General features: G+C 36.3%; 14 protein-coding genes and 2 pseudogenes. 9 read left to right on the top strand and 7 right to left on the bottom strand.

Features of this window, described 5'->3' with window-relative positions; all coding sequences use genetic code 11:
• Nucleotides 1-119 precede the first annotated feature (119 nt).
• Nucleotides 120-332 carry a hypothetical protein gene (locus BM121_RS07780; protein WP_091482995.1) on the bottom strand — a complete coding sequence of 71 codons (213 nt, stop codon included), beginning with the start codon at nt 330-332 and terminating at the stop codon, nt 120-122.
• Nucleotides 333-455: 123 nt separating this feature from the next.
• Between BM121_RS07780 and exaC the strand changes: the two genes are divergently transcribed.
• Both exaC and BM121_RS07770 read left to right on the top strand, forming a co-directional pair.
• Entirely contained in the window at nt 456-1,976 is a 1,521-nt protein-coding gene (gene exaC, locus BM121_RS07775; protein ID WP_091482993.1) for an acetaldehyde dehydrogenase ExaC, read from the top strand.
• A 23-nt stretch (nt 1,977-1,999) separates the two neighbouring features.
• Nucleotides 2,000-2,335 carry a DUF779 domain-containing protein gene (locus tag BM121_RS07770; protein ID WP_091482991.1) on the top strand — a complete coding sequence of 112 codons (336 nt, stop codon included), beginning with the start codon at nt 2,000-2,002 and terminating at the stop codon, nt 2,333-2,335.
• A 123-nt stretch (nt 2,336-2,458) separates the two neighbouring features.
• On the opposite strand, the pseudogene BM121_RS22600 reads toward BM121_RS07770, so the two are convergent.
• A pseudogene (locus BM121_RS22600) lies at nt 2,459-2,590 on the bottom strand (SMI1/KNR4 family protein); the annotation flags it as partial.
• 303 nt (nt 2,591-2,893) lie between these two features.
• Here BM121_RS22600 and BM121_RS07765 point away from each other — a divergent pair.
• Nucleotides 2,894-3,181 carry a hypothetical protein gene (locus tag BM121_RS07765; protein WP_091482989.1) on the top strand — a complete coding sequence of 96 codons (288 nt, stop codon included), beginning with the start codon at nt 2,894-2,896 and terminating at the stop codon, nt 3,179-3,181.
• Nucleotides 3,181-3,633: a spore coat protein gene (locus BM121_RS07760; protein ID WP_091482987.1), complete on the top strand. Its 453-nt coding sequence runs from the start codon at nt 3,181-3,183 to the stop codon at nt 3,631-3,633. Before BM121_RS07765 ends, BM121_RS07760 begins: the two co-directional genes overlap by 1 nt.
• Before the next feature lie 445 nt (nt 3,634-4,078).
• On the opposite strand, the gene BM121_RS07755 is transcribed toward BM121_RS07760, so the two are convergent.
• Nucleotides 4,079-5,428, bottom strand: a complete 1,350-nt coding sequence (locus BM121_RS07755; protein ID WP_217649308.1) for a jacalin-like lectin — start codon at nt 5,426-5,428, stop codon at nt 4,079-4,081.
• A 302-nt stretch (nt 5,429-5,730) separates the two neighbouring features.
• On the opposite strand from BM121_RS07755, the gene BM121_RS07750 reads away from it, so the two are divergent.
• A complete protein-coding gene (locus BM121_RS07750; RefSeq protein ID WP_139220254.1) occupies nt 5,731-6,117 on the top strand; it encodes a hypothetical protein in 387 nt (128 codons plus the stop codon).
• 185 nt (nt 6,118-6,302) lie between these two features.
• On the opposite strand, the gene BM121_RS07745 is transcribed toward BM121_RS07750, so the two are convergent.
• Nucleotides 6,303-6,914: a DUF421 domain-containing protein gene (locus BM121_RS07745; protein ID WP_175495364.1), complete on the bottom strand. Its 612-nt coding sequence runs from the start codon at nt 6,912-6,914 to the stop codon at nt 6,303-6,305.
• Nucleotides 6,915-7,106: 192 nt separating this feature from the next.
• Complete coding sequence (locus BM121_RS07740; protein WP_091482983.1) at nt 7,107-8,420, bottom strand: voltage-gated chloride channel family protein; 1,314 nt, start codon at nt 8,418-8,420, stop codon at nt 7,107-7,109.
• 495 nt (nt 8,421-8,915) lie between these two features.
• On the opposite strand from BM121_RS07740, the pseudogene BM121_RS07735 reads away from it, so the two are divergent.
• Nucleotides 8,916-9,869 (top strand): annotated as a pseudogene (locus BM121_RS07735) (family 1 glycosylhydrolase).
• A gap of 224 nt (nt 9,870-10,093) precedes the next feature.
• Here the strand turns inward: BM121_RS07735 and BM121_RS07730 are convergent.
• The gene (locus BM121_RS07730; RefSeq protein ID WP_091482981.1) at nt 10,094-10,555 is read right to left on the bottom strand and encodes a flavodoxin; all 462 of its coding nucleotides are present in this window, start codon (nt 10,553-10,555) and stop codon (nt 10,094-10,096) included.
• Between the two features lie 235 nt (nt 10,556-10,790).
• On the opposite strand from BM121_RS07730, the gene BM121_RS22525 reads away from it, so the two are divergent.
• Together BM121_RS22525 and BM121_RS07725 are read left to right on the top strand one after the other, a co-directional pair.
• Nucleotides 10,791-10,925: a hypothetical protein gene (locus BM121_RS22525; RefSeq protein WP_281244814.1), complete on the top strand. Its 135-nt coding sequence runs from the start codon at nt 10,791-10,793 to the stop codon at nt 10,923-10,925.
• Between the two features lie 72 nt (nt 10,926-10,997).
• Nucleotides 10,998-11,408: an IDEAL domain-containing protein gene (locus BM121_RS07725; RefSeq protein WP_091482979.1), complete on the top strand. Its 411-nt coding sequence runs from the start codon at nt 10,998-11,000 to the stop codon at nt 11,406-11,408.
• Nucleotides 11,409-11,464: 56 nt separating this feature from the next.
• Here BM121_RS07725 and BM121_RS07720 read toward each other — a convergent pair whose 3' ends face one another.
• Nucleotides 11,465-11,689 carry a hypothetical protein gene (locus BM121_RS07720; protein ID WP_091482977.1) on the bottom strand — a complete coding sequence of 75 codons (225 nt, stop codon included), beginning with the start codon at nt 11,687-11,689 and terminating at the stop codon, nt 11,465-11,467.
• Between the two features lie 561 nt (nt 11,690-12,250).
• On the opposite strand from BM121_RS07720, the gene BM121_RS07715 reads away from it, so the two are divergent.
• Entirely contained in the window at nt 12,251-15,646 is a 3,396-nt protein-coding gene (locus BM121_RS07715; protein WP_091482975.1) for a LamG-like jellyroll fold domain-containing protein, read from the top strand.
• Nucleotides 15,647-15,721: the final 75 nt, after the last annotated feature.

Genomic DNA, 15,721 nt, shown 5'->3' with positions numbered 1-15,721 from the left:
AGAGTCGTCTTTTTTCCGTGATCGACCTTGGAGAAGAATGAAACGAAGGTGGAGAAACGAATAAATTCATTTTTGTAATATTACCCAGAAAATGTTGTTACCAGAAAAAAACTATATTTTCACCTTACAAGTCGTTTAAAAATAAATACGAACAAGACAACAACAACAGAACAGCCAAATATTCCTGCAGCTAACATTCCTATCCCAATTCCGTACCATGCATTCATCGTTGCAACTACTAAAATACTACCAACAAATGTTAAGGCAGCATTAGAAAAGCTAACGTTGGAAGGTAAATAGGTTTTTCTAGGATAATAATAGTGGCAAAACACACTTACCCCTCCTATACAACAGTCATATTTTTCTTTGTTAATCAATATATTTTAAATAGGTGTTGTCCAAATGAACATGGATATTGTAAGCGTTGTTAAAAGTGAAAATGGGGAGGAATAAGTATGAAATATGAAGCACCAAACAAACCAGGCTCCGTAGTGAACTTCAAGGAAAAATACGACAACTATATTGGTGGTGAGTGGAGACCACCTGTAAAAGGACAATATTTTGAAAACGTGACACCAGTTACAGGTGGAGTTTTTTGTGAAATAGCCCGTTCTACTGCTGAAGATGTAGAACTTGCACTAGATGCTGCCCATGAGGCTGCACCATCATGGGGGAAAACATCTCCGGCAGAACGAGCAAATATTTTAAATAAAATTGCCGATCGCATAGAAGAAAATGTAGAAATGTTAGCTGTTGCAGAAACATGGGATAATGGAAAAGCGGTACGAGAAACGTTAGCTGCAGACTTGCCATTAGCTGTAGACCATTACCGTTATTTTGCATCAACTATTCGGGCACAAGAAGGTTCTCTTAGTCAAATTGATGATGATACAGTCGCTTATCACTTTCATGAACCACTTGGTGTTGTGGGACAAATCATTCCTTGGAATTTTCCAATATTAATGGCAACGTGGAAGCTTGCCCCAGCACTAGCTGCAGGTAATGCGGTTGTCATCAAGCCTGCAGAACAAACTCCAGCTTCGATTCATGTCTTACTTGAACTAATAAATGATTTACTTCCACCTGGCGTACTCAACGTTGTAAATGGATTTGGCTTAGAAGCGGGTAAACCGTTAGCTTCAAGCAGCCGTATTGCAAAAATTGCCTTTACTGGTGAAACAACTACAGGGCGTCTCATTATGCAATATGCCTCTGAAAACATCATTCCAGTCACATTAGAACTGGGTGGAAAATCGCCAAATATATTCTTTAAAGATATCATGGACGGGGATGATGACTTTTTAGATAAAGCCATTGAAGGTATGGTGATGTTTGCTTTAAATCAAGGGGAAGTTTGTACATGTCCGTCACGTGCTTTAATACATGAAGATATTTATGAGGCGTTTATCGAGCGAGCTGTAGAGCGTGTGAAAGCAATAAAAATTGGTCATCCACTAGATACGGAAACGATGATGGGTGCTCAAGCATCAACAGAACAAATGGAAAAGATTTCGTCTTATCTAGATATCGGTAAGCAAGAGGGAGCAGAGGTACTAATTGGTGGTGAACAAAACCAATTGGATGGAGAGCTTTCAAATGGTTTTTATGTCAAGCCAACTATGTTCAAAGGTCATAATAAGATGAGAATTTTCCAGGAAGAAATATTTGGTCCTGTTCTTGCTGTTTCCACATTTAAAGATGATGAAGAAGTGCTAGATATTGCGAATGACACGTTATATGGATTAGGTGCAGGTGTATGGACACGTGATTTCCATAAAGCATATCGATTCGGTCGAGGTATTCAGGCGGGGCGTGTATGGACCAATACCTATCATGATTACCCTGCTCACGCTGCTTTTGGTGGTTATAAAAAATCAGGAATTGGAAGAGAAAATCATCTCATGATGTTATCTCATTATCAACAAACGAAAAACTTACTCGTAAGTTATAGTACGAAACCAAAAGGATTTTTCTAATTCTTAAAAAAGGAGGCGGGTGCATGACAAAACAAGAAAAGGTCTTGGCAACGGATGAGGCAGTGGAGTTAATGGATCTGTTAGGAAAGAAGCATGGTCCTTTAATGTTTCATCAGTCTGGTGGTTGCTGTGACGGAAGCTCGCCGATGTGCTATCCAAGAGGAGAATTTCGAGTTGGAAATTCAGATGTTTTATTAGGTTATGTGCATGATATTCCTTTTTATATGTCGAAAGATCAATATGAATACTGGAAGCATACCCAACTGATTATTGATGTAGTAGAAGGTCGAGGAGGTATGTTCTCGCTGGAAAATCCAGAAGGTAAACGGTTTTTAATTCGATCACGAGTTTTTAAGTAACGTATATGAGGCTTAGGTAATCGAAAACCGAAATATGATGAGAAAAACGAAGTCCGAATAGGGCTTCGTTTTTGATCTTGTTTAATCTCATTTATAACTTTCTTCTAGTTATTTGTCTTCTTCCTATGCTTCTTTTGCCTCCAACAGCTTTTGGTGAAAAAACTCATAAAAATTCTTTGTTGTGTTGTAGTTATCAAGGCCCCCTTGCTTATTCCACGCTATTACTGGACACTCATTATTTTCCATATTATTTGTACGGCAAGTTATAGGAATTTAGGAATGAGTGAGAAATCAGTAGTTATTGGAGGTATAGATGAATATGATTAGCTTGTTCTTTGGTTGTATAGATTCTAATCCAAAACGAGCAGTCTATTCTTGCCAAACTTTCAGTATGTGTTGCCTCAATGGGCCTTATTATATTGGACATTCTGTACCATAGTAGAGACAAATATATTAAGACATCTACCTTTTTTTAAGTAGATTAGGAACGAGTCCAATCTGTTAATGTGGTTTTTAATATATTAATAGTGAAAGGTACTCGAAAGGGGGGAGAAGAAGTTGGAAGAAATGAACCAAGAGCTAGAAAAGTTATCAAAGAGCTTAGCAGGTGTGACTGTTACAAGTGTGCTAAAAAAACACAAAATAACAAATGAGGAATCTATCACAAATCAATTATCAGAGGAACAAAAACAAGAATTAAGAAATATTGCTGAAAATTTAGAATCACTAGTTGGCGATTTTACTTCTAAAAACAAGCCAGAGAATGTAAAACAAGAATTAGACTCCGTAGAAAGTCCAATACGAGAATTAATGAAAAAAGTGAATAAAAAGGAGAGTGGTGAATAATGGGTAAAAACAGAAAACGGAAAGTGATCGATGAATTTTATGGCTGTCGTTCCAATAGTAATAACAGTGGTAACAGTAATGCGGCCATTCAAAATAATGCTACTCAGGATACTGACATTTTTCAAGGGTCATTTGAAGTAATCGAAGTTAGAGATTCTTGTGGTGTGGATATTACAACTACTGATACTCAAGTAGCTGTTTCTATTCAAGCTGCCCTACAGGTTGCAATTGCGCTTGTTGTTAACATCACGATAGCAGATAGTAATCGAGCAGAGCTAGTTACACAGGAGTTGCTCCAACGCGCAGAAATTGACCAAGTGAATAGACAAAAAATATTAATAGAAGGTTCAGATAATGTAAATATAACAACTACTGACACGGATGTAGCCATTTCTTTACAAGTACTAGTGCAAATTCTATTAGCATTACTCATACAGCTTGATATTTTTTAAGGCCCTATAGATTAACTTACACTTCTCAAATGCCAACTCCATGAAGAGTTGGCTCTTTCCATTTAAAAGTACCAAACAATTGCTCCCAGTGCGATTATGACACCGATGGTCGAAGGCTCTCTCAATTAGATCGGTGGAGATAACTGGGAAGAAGCAGGAAAAGAATGTGCCAGCACTAATCCAATGAAGCGCTTTTGATAGTTTTGTTGCCTTCTTACTATCTGATCAAACCCATTTCATTAATGGTGGTTCATTACAATTGAAAGTGGATAATTAGATAAAAATTAATGTGTTAAAGAAGCAAGCTTTCATCTAGATACTTTTGATGTAAGCTTGCTTTTTGTATTATTATAGTAATTGTTACCCTGAAATAGTATTAATTAAAAAAATATGTTACTGTAATAAGGATTGGTTCCTAATCCATGTTACTTTTACAAAGTATTACTTAATGTGTTAATGGCTTTGAGAAAACTCCGATTTGATCTATATTATCTCCAGATCTGCCAAAAAATCCTGCAATATAATGTTCTGAAGGTGCTGAAAGAGTAATAGCTTCTCCTGTCTTTGTACCACCTGATATCACTCGCCCAGAGTTGGTTCTAAACTCCGCATAAAAAATTCGATCATCTCCATTATATTTATTTTTGTAAAAAGTAGCTTCAGTCAAATACTCATTATCTTCTAATACTAACGTTTCTACACTTCCGCCTGTTCCGCCTTGTGATAATACAGTCCCATCTTCATAAGTCATAGATATTCCATCTAAACGATCCCCTGCATTTATAGTTAATGCTGTTGGTCTATTATTAATTGCAGCGTCATTTGATAAGAAATTAAATGCAGTCCCTCCAGAACCACCCCAATAATTACTCATACTAATATCTTGGTTTTTCATATACTGAAATGTGACGGCTACAGGATAATGGTCTGAAAGTTGTTCACCTTTATCATCTACAAACATAGAATCTTCTAATCTATAGGATAATGCCGTTAGTTCTAAAGAAGGACTACTTCTATAAAATATTTTATCTACGACCTCAAAATTAATACCATTCTTATCATTACCATCCATCAAAGCATCTCCGTTATCAGGTGTCATTCCATTTCTTACAAGGTCAATCCAAGGATCTTGTAAACCACTAACCTCAAGTAATTCTGTTTCAAAATTATCAGCTTCTCTAGTATAACGGGAGTTTGTATCTCCTAGCACAATAACTGCATTGCCTGATGAATGGGTATTAATATACTCAGCAAGTTGAATAATGTTATCTCTCCTCGCAGCAAGTGAATCATTGTCCCCTCCTGCATCTGTATGCAGTGTATAAACATCAATGTACACACCAGGTTCAATCGTAAGTTGAGAGAACATAAACCCTTTTGGTGTTAACTCATCATTCCCATTACCTAAAAAACCGTGCCTTTGTCTCCATGTGACTCTCTTAACATCTTTAATAGGGAAGTTTGATATAAAATTCATTCCATCACCAAATGGAACATTACCAGAATGGGGAGTTAAATAAGGATGTGTCGTATGTTTAATCAAATCATTATGATATTCAAAATCTTCTTGAACAGCTATAAAGTCATAGTTATTTAATAATGGGCTGATTTTAATATTGTTTATCTGTGGATTTTCACTTGTTATTACATCTGGTAGACCTGCTACATTATAAGTCGAAACGGTAAATGTGTTTTCGCTTGCATTTAATGCCAATGGCTCTTTGATGCCAACTAATAATACCAAAGTCAATATTCCCAGTACCAATTTTACTTTATTAGATATACTCAAAAACAAGTAAACACTCCTCTAGTCATAAATTTAACTTTGAAAGTCTATCCTCCTTTTTATAGTTGTTAGTAGAAATTATAACTTCTGAATGTTACAAGAATTCTATGTAAAAGTTAAATTTACGTTAACTTCTTACTAAGAATTTGCTTGACACCTATTTTAAAAGGAAACCAGCTAATTAAATAATAATGGTTAAATTTACGGAACGTTTACTAAAAAATGAAGTTATCAGCTAAATGACATGTAATGGCTGCTACCGAGGAGAAACTAGAAATGCCCTATATAATGGGTCACTTAACAGACTTTGTATGAAACTGTCTAGGAATATATTTTTTGCCGAATATGGGGGTTACCCTGAACAGACGGATGATGAATTAATAGGAGATCCCCTAAAAGAACTAACTGAAAACAGGGTTTATAAAAAAATGCAAGATGTAGAATTGGTTTTAAGATTCTTTGCTTTTAGACATATTAATCAATGGGAAAGGTTAACTTTAACTCAGTTTTTAGACAGGTTCCTTCAAAAAGGTAATTTATTGACTGAAGAAGTGTTAAGTAAATATGATGAGGTTTTTAGTGAGTATTGCGGACAGAATGAGCCAGCTGTGGGAAGTTTTGAACCACTGTGTGCGATGAGTGAGAGAAAGAGATCATCAGTGAAATATAAAATAAGAAACTTTGACAAAACCACATAGTAAAAGTGCCACTATCCTTTGCGGGAAGTATTGCAATTTCAGTAGTCAACAAACATAGACTTAACTTTTGTCCGTGTCGTGGAACTATCGCAAGTGTGGCAAAAATAATGCCAAAGAGATACATTTGCTAAAAACATGATAACACGGACAAGTCCATTCTAAGCTGGAAGCTTTTATCATTACTGTTAATCCAAATTCTCTTTAGGTTTTTCTTTATGCTTTCTATTTTTAACCTCAGTAAATATGTTATCTGACACACTTGTTTTAGTTTTTGATGCTTCATTTGGAGGATTAGATAGATTTGATTCAACAAGCGATTTCAGCATCTGAATATCTTCTTTAGTAGCATATTGTTTATCAGATTTTAACATATAGCCTAATTGCCCGTTCGGTTCGATTGTAGCCCATTTTAAATCAGTAAAATGCTGAATGTTTTGTTGCCTCAGACGTACTTCAAGCATATCAACCGTTAACCGCAGCTTCTTTAAATTGCCCTCATTAATTTTGCCGTCTTCGACTACTATTAGTGATTTACCATAAATAAAAGTCTCAAGACCATTCGATTTCAAAACGATATACTCAATAAAGAGAAGTGTACTCACCATTAGAAATGTAATTATCATTGTAATCCAGATGTTCCTGTCGCCAACAGGTTGAATAATCAATGAACCAACAGCTATCATCATGACAGTCTGCGCAACTGTAAGCTGTGATATTGATTTTCTTCCAGCTAACCGCAAAATTAGGATTCCTCCTAGTACGACGACAATAGCTTTCCATATAAAGTGTAAATCCAACAATATCCCCCCTTTTCAAATGTTGCTAAAAATATATTTACGATCTAATGTTTATTGTGGATGATATCCTTTACTTTATTCTTCAGAGGATAACCATACTCTGATCAAAAAATAGTGGGGTAAATCGAGACATATATGAGATAATAGAAAAAACAATGAACTGTAAAAACGGTGGCAAAGTACAGCTTATTATTACTTGTAATTTTCTAATTTTTTACTTTTTTCAACATTTTCAATAGTTTCTCCGCGAAGAATATTATATAATCTGCTCTTAGGTTCATATATTTGTTGAGAAGGCCATAGTCCATGATGTCCTGAGAATAGATAGCTGACTATACAAGCAACAAAGAAATACTCTAATCCTTTTCCATCAAACATCTCCATTGCCAGCAAGAAAGCTGCTATAGGGGTATTAGCTCCTCCACAAAAAACAGCGATTAATCCTAATGCAGCGAGAAATGACATAGGTAAATCAATGAACGTGTGTAAGGCATTACCTAATGTTGCCCCGATAAAAAATAAAGGGATAGCTTCCCCGCCAACAAATCCGCTGCCTAGGGTTATAGCAGTAAATGCCAGCTTGGCCAGAAAAGCAAATGGCGGAACGTCTTCATTAAAAGATAGTTCTAACATCTGTAACCCACGGCCATTATAGTCTTGTGAACCAACAATCAATGTAAATACAACAATAATGACTCCTCCAAAAAATGCTCTTTTCATATGATTTTTTTTGAAAAGTTTCTCAGAGATTTTTTCTATCCCATGTCTCAATTGACAGTAAAAAACACTTATTAGGCTAAAAATGACTGATAGAAGAATAACGATTATAAATGTAGTAATAGATATTTCCGGTACGGTTTGTATGGTGAATTCTTCATGTTTATGTCCCCAAGCTGCTGTAGTTACATAGTGACCAACAAAGCTTGCGGTAAGACAAGGAACAAATGCTTCCAATTTCAGTTTTCCCATAGCAGCTATTTCCATGCCAAAAATAGCCCCAGTGATGGGCGCTCCAAAGGCAGATCCGAAACCAGCACTTATGCTGCTCATCATTAAAATTTTCTTGTCGAATTTGTTTATCTTGAAAAATCTGTTGACCGCTGCAGCTACACTTCCTCCCATTTGGACAGCTGCACCTTCCCTACCCGTAGAACCCCCAAAAAGGACTGTAATAAAAGTCGCGAAATAGACGATAGGCCCCATTCTCAGCGGTGCCTCTTTTTTTCCGTGCACGGAGTCTATTACCAGATTATTTAGTTTAGCAGTGTCATTCAAAGTATTATTCAGAAATACCTTTCCGTAGTTCATATATATGTATCCTATGATTATTCCTCCCAAGGGAAGAAGGAAGATAAGCCAATCTCTTTTTAATCGTATCTCATCACCTAGATAATCGTTTGTCTCTAAAAGGAAAGTCGTTGTCGAGCCTACAACTATACCAATTATGCTTCCAAAGATAATCCAGAGAACCAGAACGGAAAAAAAGTTCTTATACTTTAACAGCATTCACCTATTCGCCTCTTTTCTAACCTTTTATGCATATCATCTCAATTCTATTTTTACCCAATGTATTAAAATTATTATAATAAGGATTGAAAAACTAAGGATGAAAGAGGGAAAGGGCCATACCCGTACCTGCAGTTTAAATAAAGGTTTCAGCAACAATTGATTCAGCCCTATCTTGTGAAATTTCCGGTTCTGGATAATCCCACATTAAACGTTGTAATTAACAATACACCTTAAATTTTCCCTCGCTTTATCAAGTCAAATTAATAAGGGATACATTTCCATAAAGTGAAGTGTCAATTAGTAGAGACTTTCCTTTAGTTGCACTAAATACAGTTGCTGAGGGCAAACACCGATACAGCAACTGTTCTACATAAACTAGATTTTACTTTTAAGTAAAATCTATCTCCTAAAGGTATATCCCCTTCTTATAAAAATTAGCCAACTAACTCCTAGTGATGCTAATAACAATCCAGCCAAATAATGGGGGACTCAATGATGATAAATAAATTTCCGAAAGATTTTCTTTGGGGTGGCGCTGTAGCAGCGAACCAAGTAGAAGGTGCTTATTTAGAAGATGGCAAAGGATTAACAACGGTGGATCTTTTACCAACTGGTCAAAGTCGTTTTCCGATTATGTTAGGAAAGGTGGAAAACTATACTCCACAAGAAAATGAATTCTATCCATCACATGAGGCGATTGATTTTTATCACCATTATAAAGAAGATATTGCCCTTTTTGCAGAAATGGGGTTTAAATCCTTTCGCCTATCTATCTCTTGGGCGCGTATTTTTCCAAATGGAGATGACTCAGAACCAAATGAAGCAGGATTACAATTTTATGATGACGTGTTTGATGAACTAAATAAATATGGGATTGAACCAGTGGTGACATTGGCCCATCCATTTTGATGTGCCCGTTCACTTGGTGTCGATTATATTGGATTTAGCTATTACATGTCTAGCACCGAAAAATTAGATAAATCAGATCAAGCGGGTGCGGATGGCAATATTATGTCAGGTGTTCGTAATCCTTTCTTGAAAGCTAGTGACTGGGGCTGGAAAATCGACCCGACAGGCCTAAGAATTGCCTTGAACCAATTATATGATCGTTATCGTGTACCACTGTTTGTTGTGGAAAATGGATTAGGTGCCTATGACAAACCAGAAGAAGATGGTTCTGTTCATGATGATTATCGCATTGAATACTTGCGTGACCACATTGCTGACATGAGGGAAGCGATTGAAGACGGTGTAGATTTAATGGGTTACACTGCTTGGGGCTGCATTGACTTAGTAAGTGCATCAACCGGCGAAATATCTAAACGTTACGGTTTTATCTATGTCGATAAAGATGATGAAGGTAATGGAACATTAGATAGAAGTCAAAAAAAGTCGTTCTATTGGTATAAAGATGTGATTGAGAGTAATGGGGCAAAATTATTATAGAGTGGCAGGCACCCTTGAAGGATAAGGGTGTCTTTTTCCGCTATTCACTAATGAAGCTGAGACATAAGTGTGCGATTTCCTTGGATAAACGGTATATCCAAGAAAGAGAACTCCCAGGAAGAGCACAAAAATCCAGGAGGAAAAACGAAATAATCAAAGCTTAACTCATATAATTATTCAGGTTAAATCAATTCTCAAATTTTACAATTTATTGATTTTCACCATTATTCAGCGAACACATTAAGCTGCTCCACAAAGTCTTCAGCAAATTTTTCGCATCGTTTCACATCATCTTGATCAGGAGTCAAATCTACTTTTAGGTGATACAAGACATTTGCTGCGCCACGTTCTTTGAATCGTTTTGCAAATGTTTCAATCGCTCCTCCATAATTCGGATACATGGAATCGCATGAACCAAATAGCGCTACTACTTTTCCGGTTAAATCCATGTCATCCATGTCATCATAAAAATCCTCTAATTCATACGGAATATCTCCATCTCCCCATGTATATGTCCCGAATAGTATTGCTTCATACTCAAGTAAATCCGTAACCGTAATATCGTCCATATCTATTTGAAATTTGTGTACTTCTAATCCATGATGGCTAATACTTGTTTCAATGTTTTCAGCTATTTCCTCCGTATTGCCAGACATACTGCAAAACAATAAGATCACTTTTGGCATGTACTGATACCTCCTTTAAGGTTTCATCCACCATGTTAATTGAAAATGATTATCATTGTCAAATAAAAATATCGGTCAGCGGGATAATAATTTCGTCAGTTGTATATCAGGTAAAATAGTTTGACAATGATAATGTTTATCAACTATAATCAAGTGAAGTAATTGATAATCATTCTCAATATTGTTTTGTAGTGCATTAAACTAACTTATCTAAGTATTAAGAAAGAAGGTATCCATGATAGAATTTCATGTATGTATGTTGTGTGGTTTTGTATCTGAACAGGAATTTGTTTATGACGAATATATCAATGATAATCATGAATGTCTTTGTTGTGGCGCGTTTGATACTGAGATGGAAGGAAATCAATAATAGTTTATCTAGTTACAACTATCATGAAGGCTTAAGATGTTTAATTTAAAACTGTAATAGGAGGGTGATGAAATGAATCGAGATTTTATCGTGGTACAATCTTTCTCGCATCTAATCGATTGTTTCTGTCCAGGGTCTATACATACTGAAGTATTAAGAGTGGAGCAAGCGGATATCATTAGAGTTACCAATGAACGTAAATATATAGTCCATAACGGATGGTATTGTAAGGCTATTGTAGACGATCATTATTATTTTTATATAGCTCTTGAGGATTTGGAACATTATTATACTAAGGGACAGATTCTTGCAATGGAAGATATAGAATTGAATTTAAATTATTTAAACTTTCAAATTGATCAAGCACTTGATAATAAGGATGAATCGAATTTCAAGCTTTTTTCAAAGCAATTAATGGAAGTGAATCAACTGAAAGTGAAACTGGAGAAACATCTAGATGCGGATAAGTTATTTTATATATAAAGCGAGCCAGTGTTAAAAAGCTTAATCGCCTAAACGAGATAAAAGGGGAGGCAAAGTTATTGCCCCTCTTCTAAGTCTTTGATACGCAATTCCGCATCCAGTTTTGATCTGTCGTCAGCAATTTCTAGCGCTTTTTCATATAATACTCGTGCCCGATCAAGGTCATAATAATTATCCCCAAACCATTTCGTATAGAGATCTCCCCATCTGACATAGATCCAGACTTTATCTGCTTTTTCATAATCTTCGAGCACTAATTTTTCATCTCTGTTAATTCCCAATTTTCATAAAAAAACCTCCTAGCTTTTGAAATACAAGGAGTAGGCCACCACCCTATGCACTGCAATTATTATAACAATCCATCTATTCATTTATCTACCAAACTGGTTATGCCTTCTTTAAAGCTGCATCGAGTGAAATACTGCAATCCAAAAGATAGAACCTTAATGAAAAAACTTTAAAACAGATAAGTTGAGTTCATCTAATATTATCTCAAGTGTATTTGATTGAAGTTGAATAAATAAATATCAAGTTTTATTTGATAAATGAATGAGATAACTAATTGAGCAATTAAACAATAGGAAATTAATGAAATTATTTTTTTAATAGATATTTATTGAGTAAATGATACATTTATAGTAATCTATTTGTGGATGGTTTTGTAAGCGATTTATATATGTGTAAAAAATAAAGGAGGAGATTGCTTTTAGCATATGAGAAGAATAGCTGCTAATAGAAATAATTAATTACCTTACTGTATTTAACAGGAAGCTGTTAAGAAAACACATATTATTTCCAAAAATGACCACGCTTTCAAATAGGTAAGCGAAAGGAGAAAAATAATGATAAGTTTTGTAAAAAGGATATCAATGGTCGGTCTTTTATTGATGTTGTTCATACCGACTACAGTTTTTGGTGATGAAGAAAATGATACGGAATCAAAAGATTTTGACCGTGCTTCTGTACATGATCCATCCATTATTAAAGGTGACGATGGTACTTACTACGTGTTTGGTTCGCATATAGCGGTTGCTAAATCAAATGATTTGAGTAACTGGAATTCTATAGTAGATCGAGAATACCAAACCCCTGAAAATAACCCTATCTATGGAGACTTATCTTCTAATCTAGCGGAGTCATTTGAATGGGCTGGGGAAGATGATGCTGATAGCTCAGGAGGTTTTGCTGTTTGGGCACCAGATATTTTCTGGAACAAAGATTACGTGTGGAAAGATGGTTCAACAGGTGCTTATATGCTATATTATAGTGTTTCCTCTACTTATATCCGCTCAGGTATAGGTATAGCGGTATCAAAAGATATGGAAGGTCCATATGAATATACCGACACTATTATGTATTCTGGTTTTACTAATTATGAAAGCTATGACGATAACAGTGATGTGAATAAGCATTGGGAAAATACTAATCTCTCTGAGCTTATTGACGAGGGAATTATTGATGAAGTCAATCCAGACTATTTTACTGAAGATGGTGACTTCAACAATGCGCTTTATACCAATGCGATTGATGCCAATATTCTCTATGATGAGAATGGCGACTTGTATATGACGTATGGTTCATGGTCTGGTGGAACTTTTATTTTAGAATTGGATAAAGAAACGGGTACACCGATTTATCCTGGTGAAGATGGAGAAACTTCTGATGGTAGAATGATTGATCGATATTTTGGTACGAAGATTGCTGGTGGATATGGAAGATCAGGTGAGGGGACGTATGCGGTTTACGATGAAGAAACCGGTTATTATTACCTCTATATTACGTATGGTGGGTTAGCTTCTGATGGTGGTTATCAAATGCGACAGTTTAGATCAGAGAGTATTGATGGTCCTTATGTAGATGCTGCTGGTAATGAAGCTGTTTTTCCTGAAAGCTTTGATATCGGTGTAGGTAATTTCCCTGGAAATGATGATCATAAAGAAATTGGTAATAAAATGATGGGGAACTTCCAGTTTAAGAGAGATTTTGGTGAAGAAGGTTCAGGAATCGGTACAGGATATATGGCACCGGGGCACAATTCTTATCTAATTGACGAAGATCTTGGAAAAGAGTTTATAGTTACACATACACGTTTTCCTCAAGAAGGAGAAATGCATGAAGTTCGTGTACACCAAACGTTTAAAAATAGTGACCAATGGCCAGTACCAACACCGTATCACTATGCTGACGAAGAAATAGAAGCGGTTTCAGAATCAGACGTGGTTGGCGATTATAAATATTTGAACCATGGTAAAGAAATTACTGGTGAGTTAACTGAATCGACATGGGTCAAATTAAATGAAGACCATACTGTCACTGGTGCTGTTACAGGGACATGGGAGCTATATGATGATTACAGAGTGGAATTGACAGTTGATGACGCAACATACGACGGTGTGTTCATACGTCAGTATGATCCGACATCTGAGGAATGGGTCATGACGTTTAGTGCAATGTCCAATCAAGGTGTAGTGGTATGGGGAAGTCATGTAGAAAGTAAAGGTGAGCAAGAAGTTGTAGATGGTATAAAACAAGAATTAAGTGAAAGCCTTTCCGAGCGTGCAATTTCTGACCTAAACTTACCGACATTGGCAACACAAGGAACAGAAATTACATGGGAATCTTCTCAGCCAGAAGTTATATCATCGGAAGGAGCTGTCAATAGACCGGCATTTGGCTCTGATGATGCTAATGTAGATTTGACAGCGACGATCTCTTTAGGAGAAGTTACAGAAACGCTAACAGTAACGATAACTGTTCCCGTAAAAGGGGAAGCTGGCGTATCAGCTTATTATGACTTCAGCGATGGTTTATCAGATAACTCTGGTAAGCAAGAAGATGCTACGGTCACTGGAGATCGCATTCATAATACTGGCGGTGAGATTACCTTTGCTGACGGTATCGAAGGTCAGGCTGCTAAATTCGATGGCGAATCCGGATTGAAGTTGGCAGACGGTTTAATTAGTAGTGATCAATATTCTATTTCTTTATGGATGAAACCAGAGGAAATAACGGAATTCACCACAACATTTTTTGGTGCTAGAACAGAAAATAATTGGATTAGCCTTGTACCAAATGCAGAGAATGTTACCAAGGTATGGGCCCATAATGGCGATGATTGGTATGATGCAGTATCCGATTCCATTATTCCTGCAGGTGAGTGGACACACTTTGCTTTTACTGTAAATGAAGGAGAAGCAAAAGTATATATTAATGGGGAAGAGAAGTTCTCTGATGCCAATTTCCCTGATATCTTTACTACTGTAGATGCACAATTTAGTTTAGGGGTAAATTTTTGGGATACTCCGTTTAAAGGGTTAATGGATGAGGTTCGTGTTTATGATGGAGTCGCACTTCCAGTAGAAGAAGTGCAGGATCTTTATGAAAACCTTGAAGGTGAAGAATCATCTGACAATGAAGAGGAGAACGGAGAAGATGGCTCATCAGAAGAAGATGGACAGGAAACGGAAGACAAAGTTATTAGTAAAGTAGACGATTTAGAGAAAGTAAATAATGTCTATCAAACGAATGTAGACATGAAAAAAACCATTATCAAAAAAGAAGTGGTTGATCAGCTAGATGAAACAGCTTTTATTGCATTACAAATGGATCATGTTCAAGTGAAAATTCCAGTATCGATTCTCAAAGGTAAAGAGGATATTGTATTTGAATTGGGAGAGGTATCGGAAACGATTAAGTCCAAATATGCCAATGCAGTAAGTGACTTATATGATTTCACCTTAACATCTGGTGATAAAGAGATAAGCTTTGATTCACCTGTAACCTTAACATTTAACGTGGACGCAGAAAAAGTTACGAATTGGGACAACTTAAGAGTTGTCTATATGGATGAGAATGGTGAGCTACAAGAGGAAATCATTCCAGAAAGTGTCGAAGATTCAACCGCAGAAGTGATAGCAGAAGTGTCTCACTTCAGTATCTATGGCGTAGTTGAAGTTGCTGATGACACAAACGGTGACGGTCCAACAGGAGATGGAACAGGTAGTGAAGATCCATCAGGTACTGAAGGTGGATCAGAAGACGATGGTTCAACAGATAATGGCAGTGAAACAGGTGATGATAGTTCTGCAGGTAATGATGAGCAAACAGAAGGCGATGGAGAAACGTTACCAGATACTGCGACGAATCAATATAATTGGTTGGCGCTTGGGCTATTATTAATCGCTGTAGGTTTAGGTGTGTTTTTAACGGTAAGAGGAAGAAAAAATACTGCTAATTAATGTATGGAGTGAACCCCTTGGCTAAGTAGTCAGGGGTTCTTTTATTTGATATACCTGATGGATACTCTGAAATGC

Origin of the sequence: Gracilibacillus orientalis (assembly GCF_900114645.1) — a bacterium.
In the GTDB taxonomy this organism is placed as follows: Bacteria; Bacillota; Bacilli; order Bacillales; family Amphibacillaceae; genus Gracilibacillus; species Gracilibacillus orientalis.
Note: the sequence above shows the minus strand (reverse complement) of the source record. Positions and strands in the feature narration are given on the sequence as shown.

What these genes read in the sequence shown, in the direction of transcription:
- exaC (WP_091482993.1), top strand. Translation starts at nt 456, where the DNA reads ATGAAATATGAAGCACCAAACAAACCAGGCTCCGTAGTGAACTTCAAG.
- BM121_RS07770 (WP_091482991.1), top strand. Translation starts at nt 2,000, where the DNA reads ATGACAAAACAAGAAAAGGTCTTGGCAACGGATGAGGCAGTGGAGTTA.
- BM121_RS07760 (WP_091482987.1), top strand. Translation starts at nt 3,181, where the DNA reads ATGGGTAAAAACAGAAAACGGAAAGTGATCGATGAATTTTATGGCTGT.
- BM121_RS07750 (WP_139220254.1), top strand. Translation starts at nt 5,731, where the DNA reads ATGAAACTGTCTAGGAATATATTTTTTGCCGAATATGGGGGTTACCCT.
- BM121_RS07740 (WP_091482983.1), bottom strand. Translation starts at nt 8,420, where the DNA reads ATGCTGTTAAAGTATAAGAACTTTTTTTCCGTTCTGGTTCTCTGGATT.
- BM121_RS07730 (WP_091482981.1), bottom strand. Translation starts at nt 10,555, where the DNA reads ATGCCAAAAGTGATCTTATTGTTTTGCAGTATGTCTGGCAATACGGAG.
- BM121_RS22525 (WP_281244814.1), top strand. Translation starts at nt 10,791, where the DNA reads ATGATAGAATTTCATGTATGTATGTTGTGTGGTTTTGTATCTGAACAG.
- BM121_RS07725 (WP_091482979.1), top strand. Translation starts at nt 10,998, where the DNA reads ATGAATCGAGATTTTATCGTGGTACAATCTTTCTCGCATCTAATCGAT.
- BM121_RS07715 (WP_091482975.1), top strand. Translation starts at nt 12,251, where the DNA reads ATGATAAGTTTTGTAAAAAGGATATCAATGGTCGGTCTTTTATTGATG.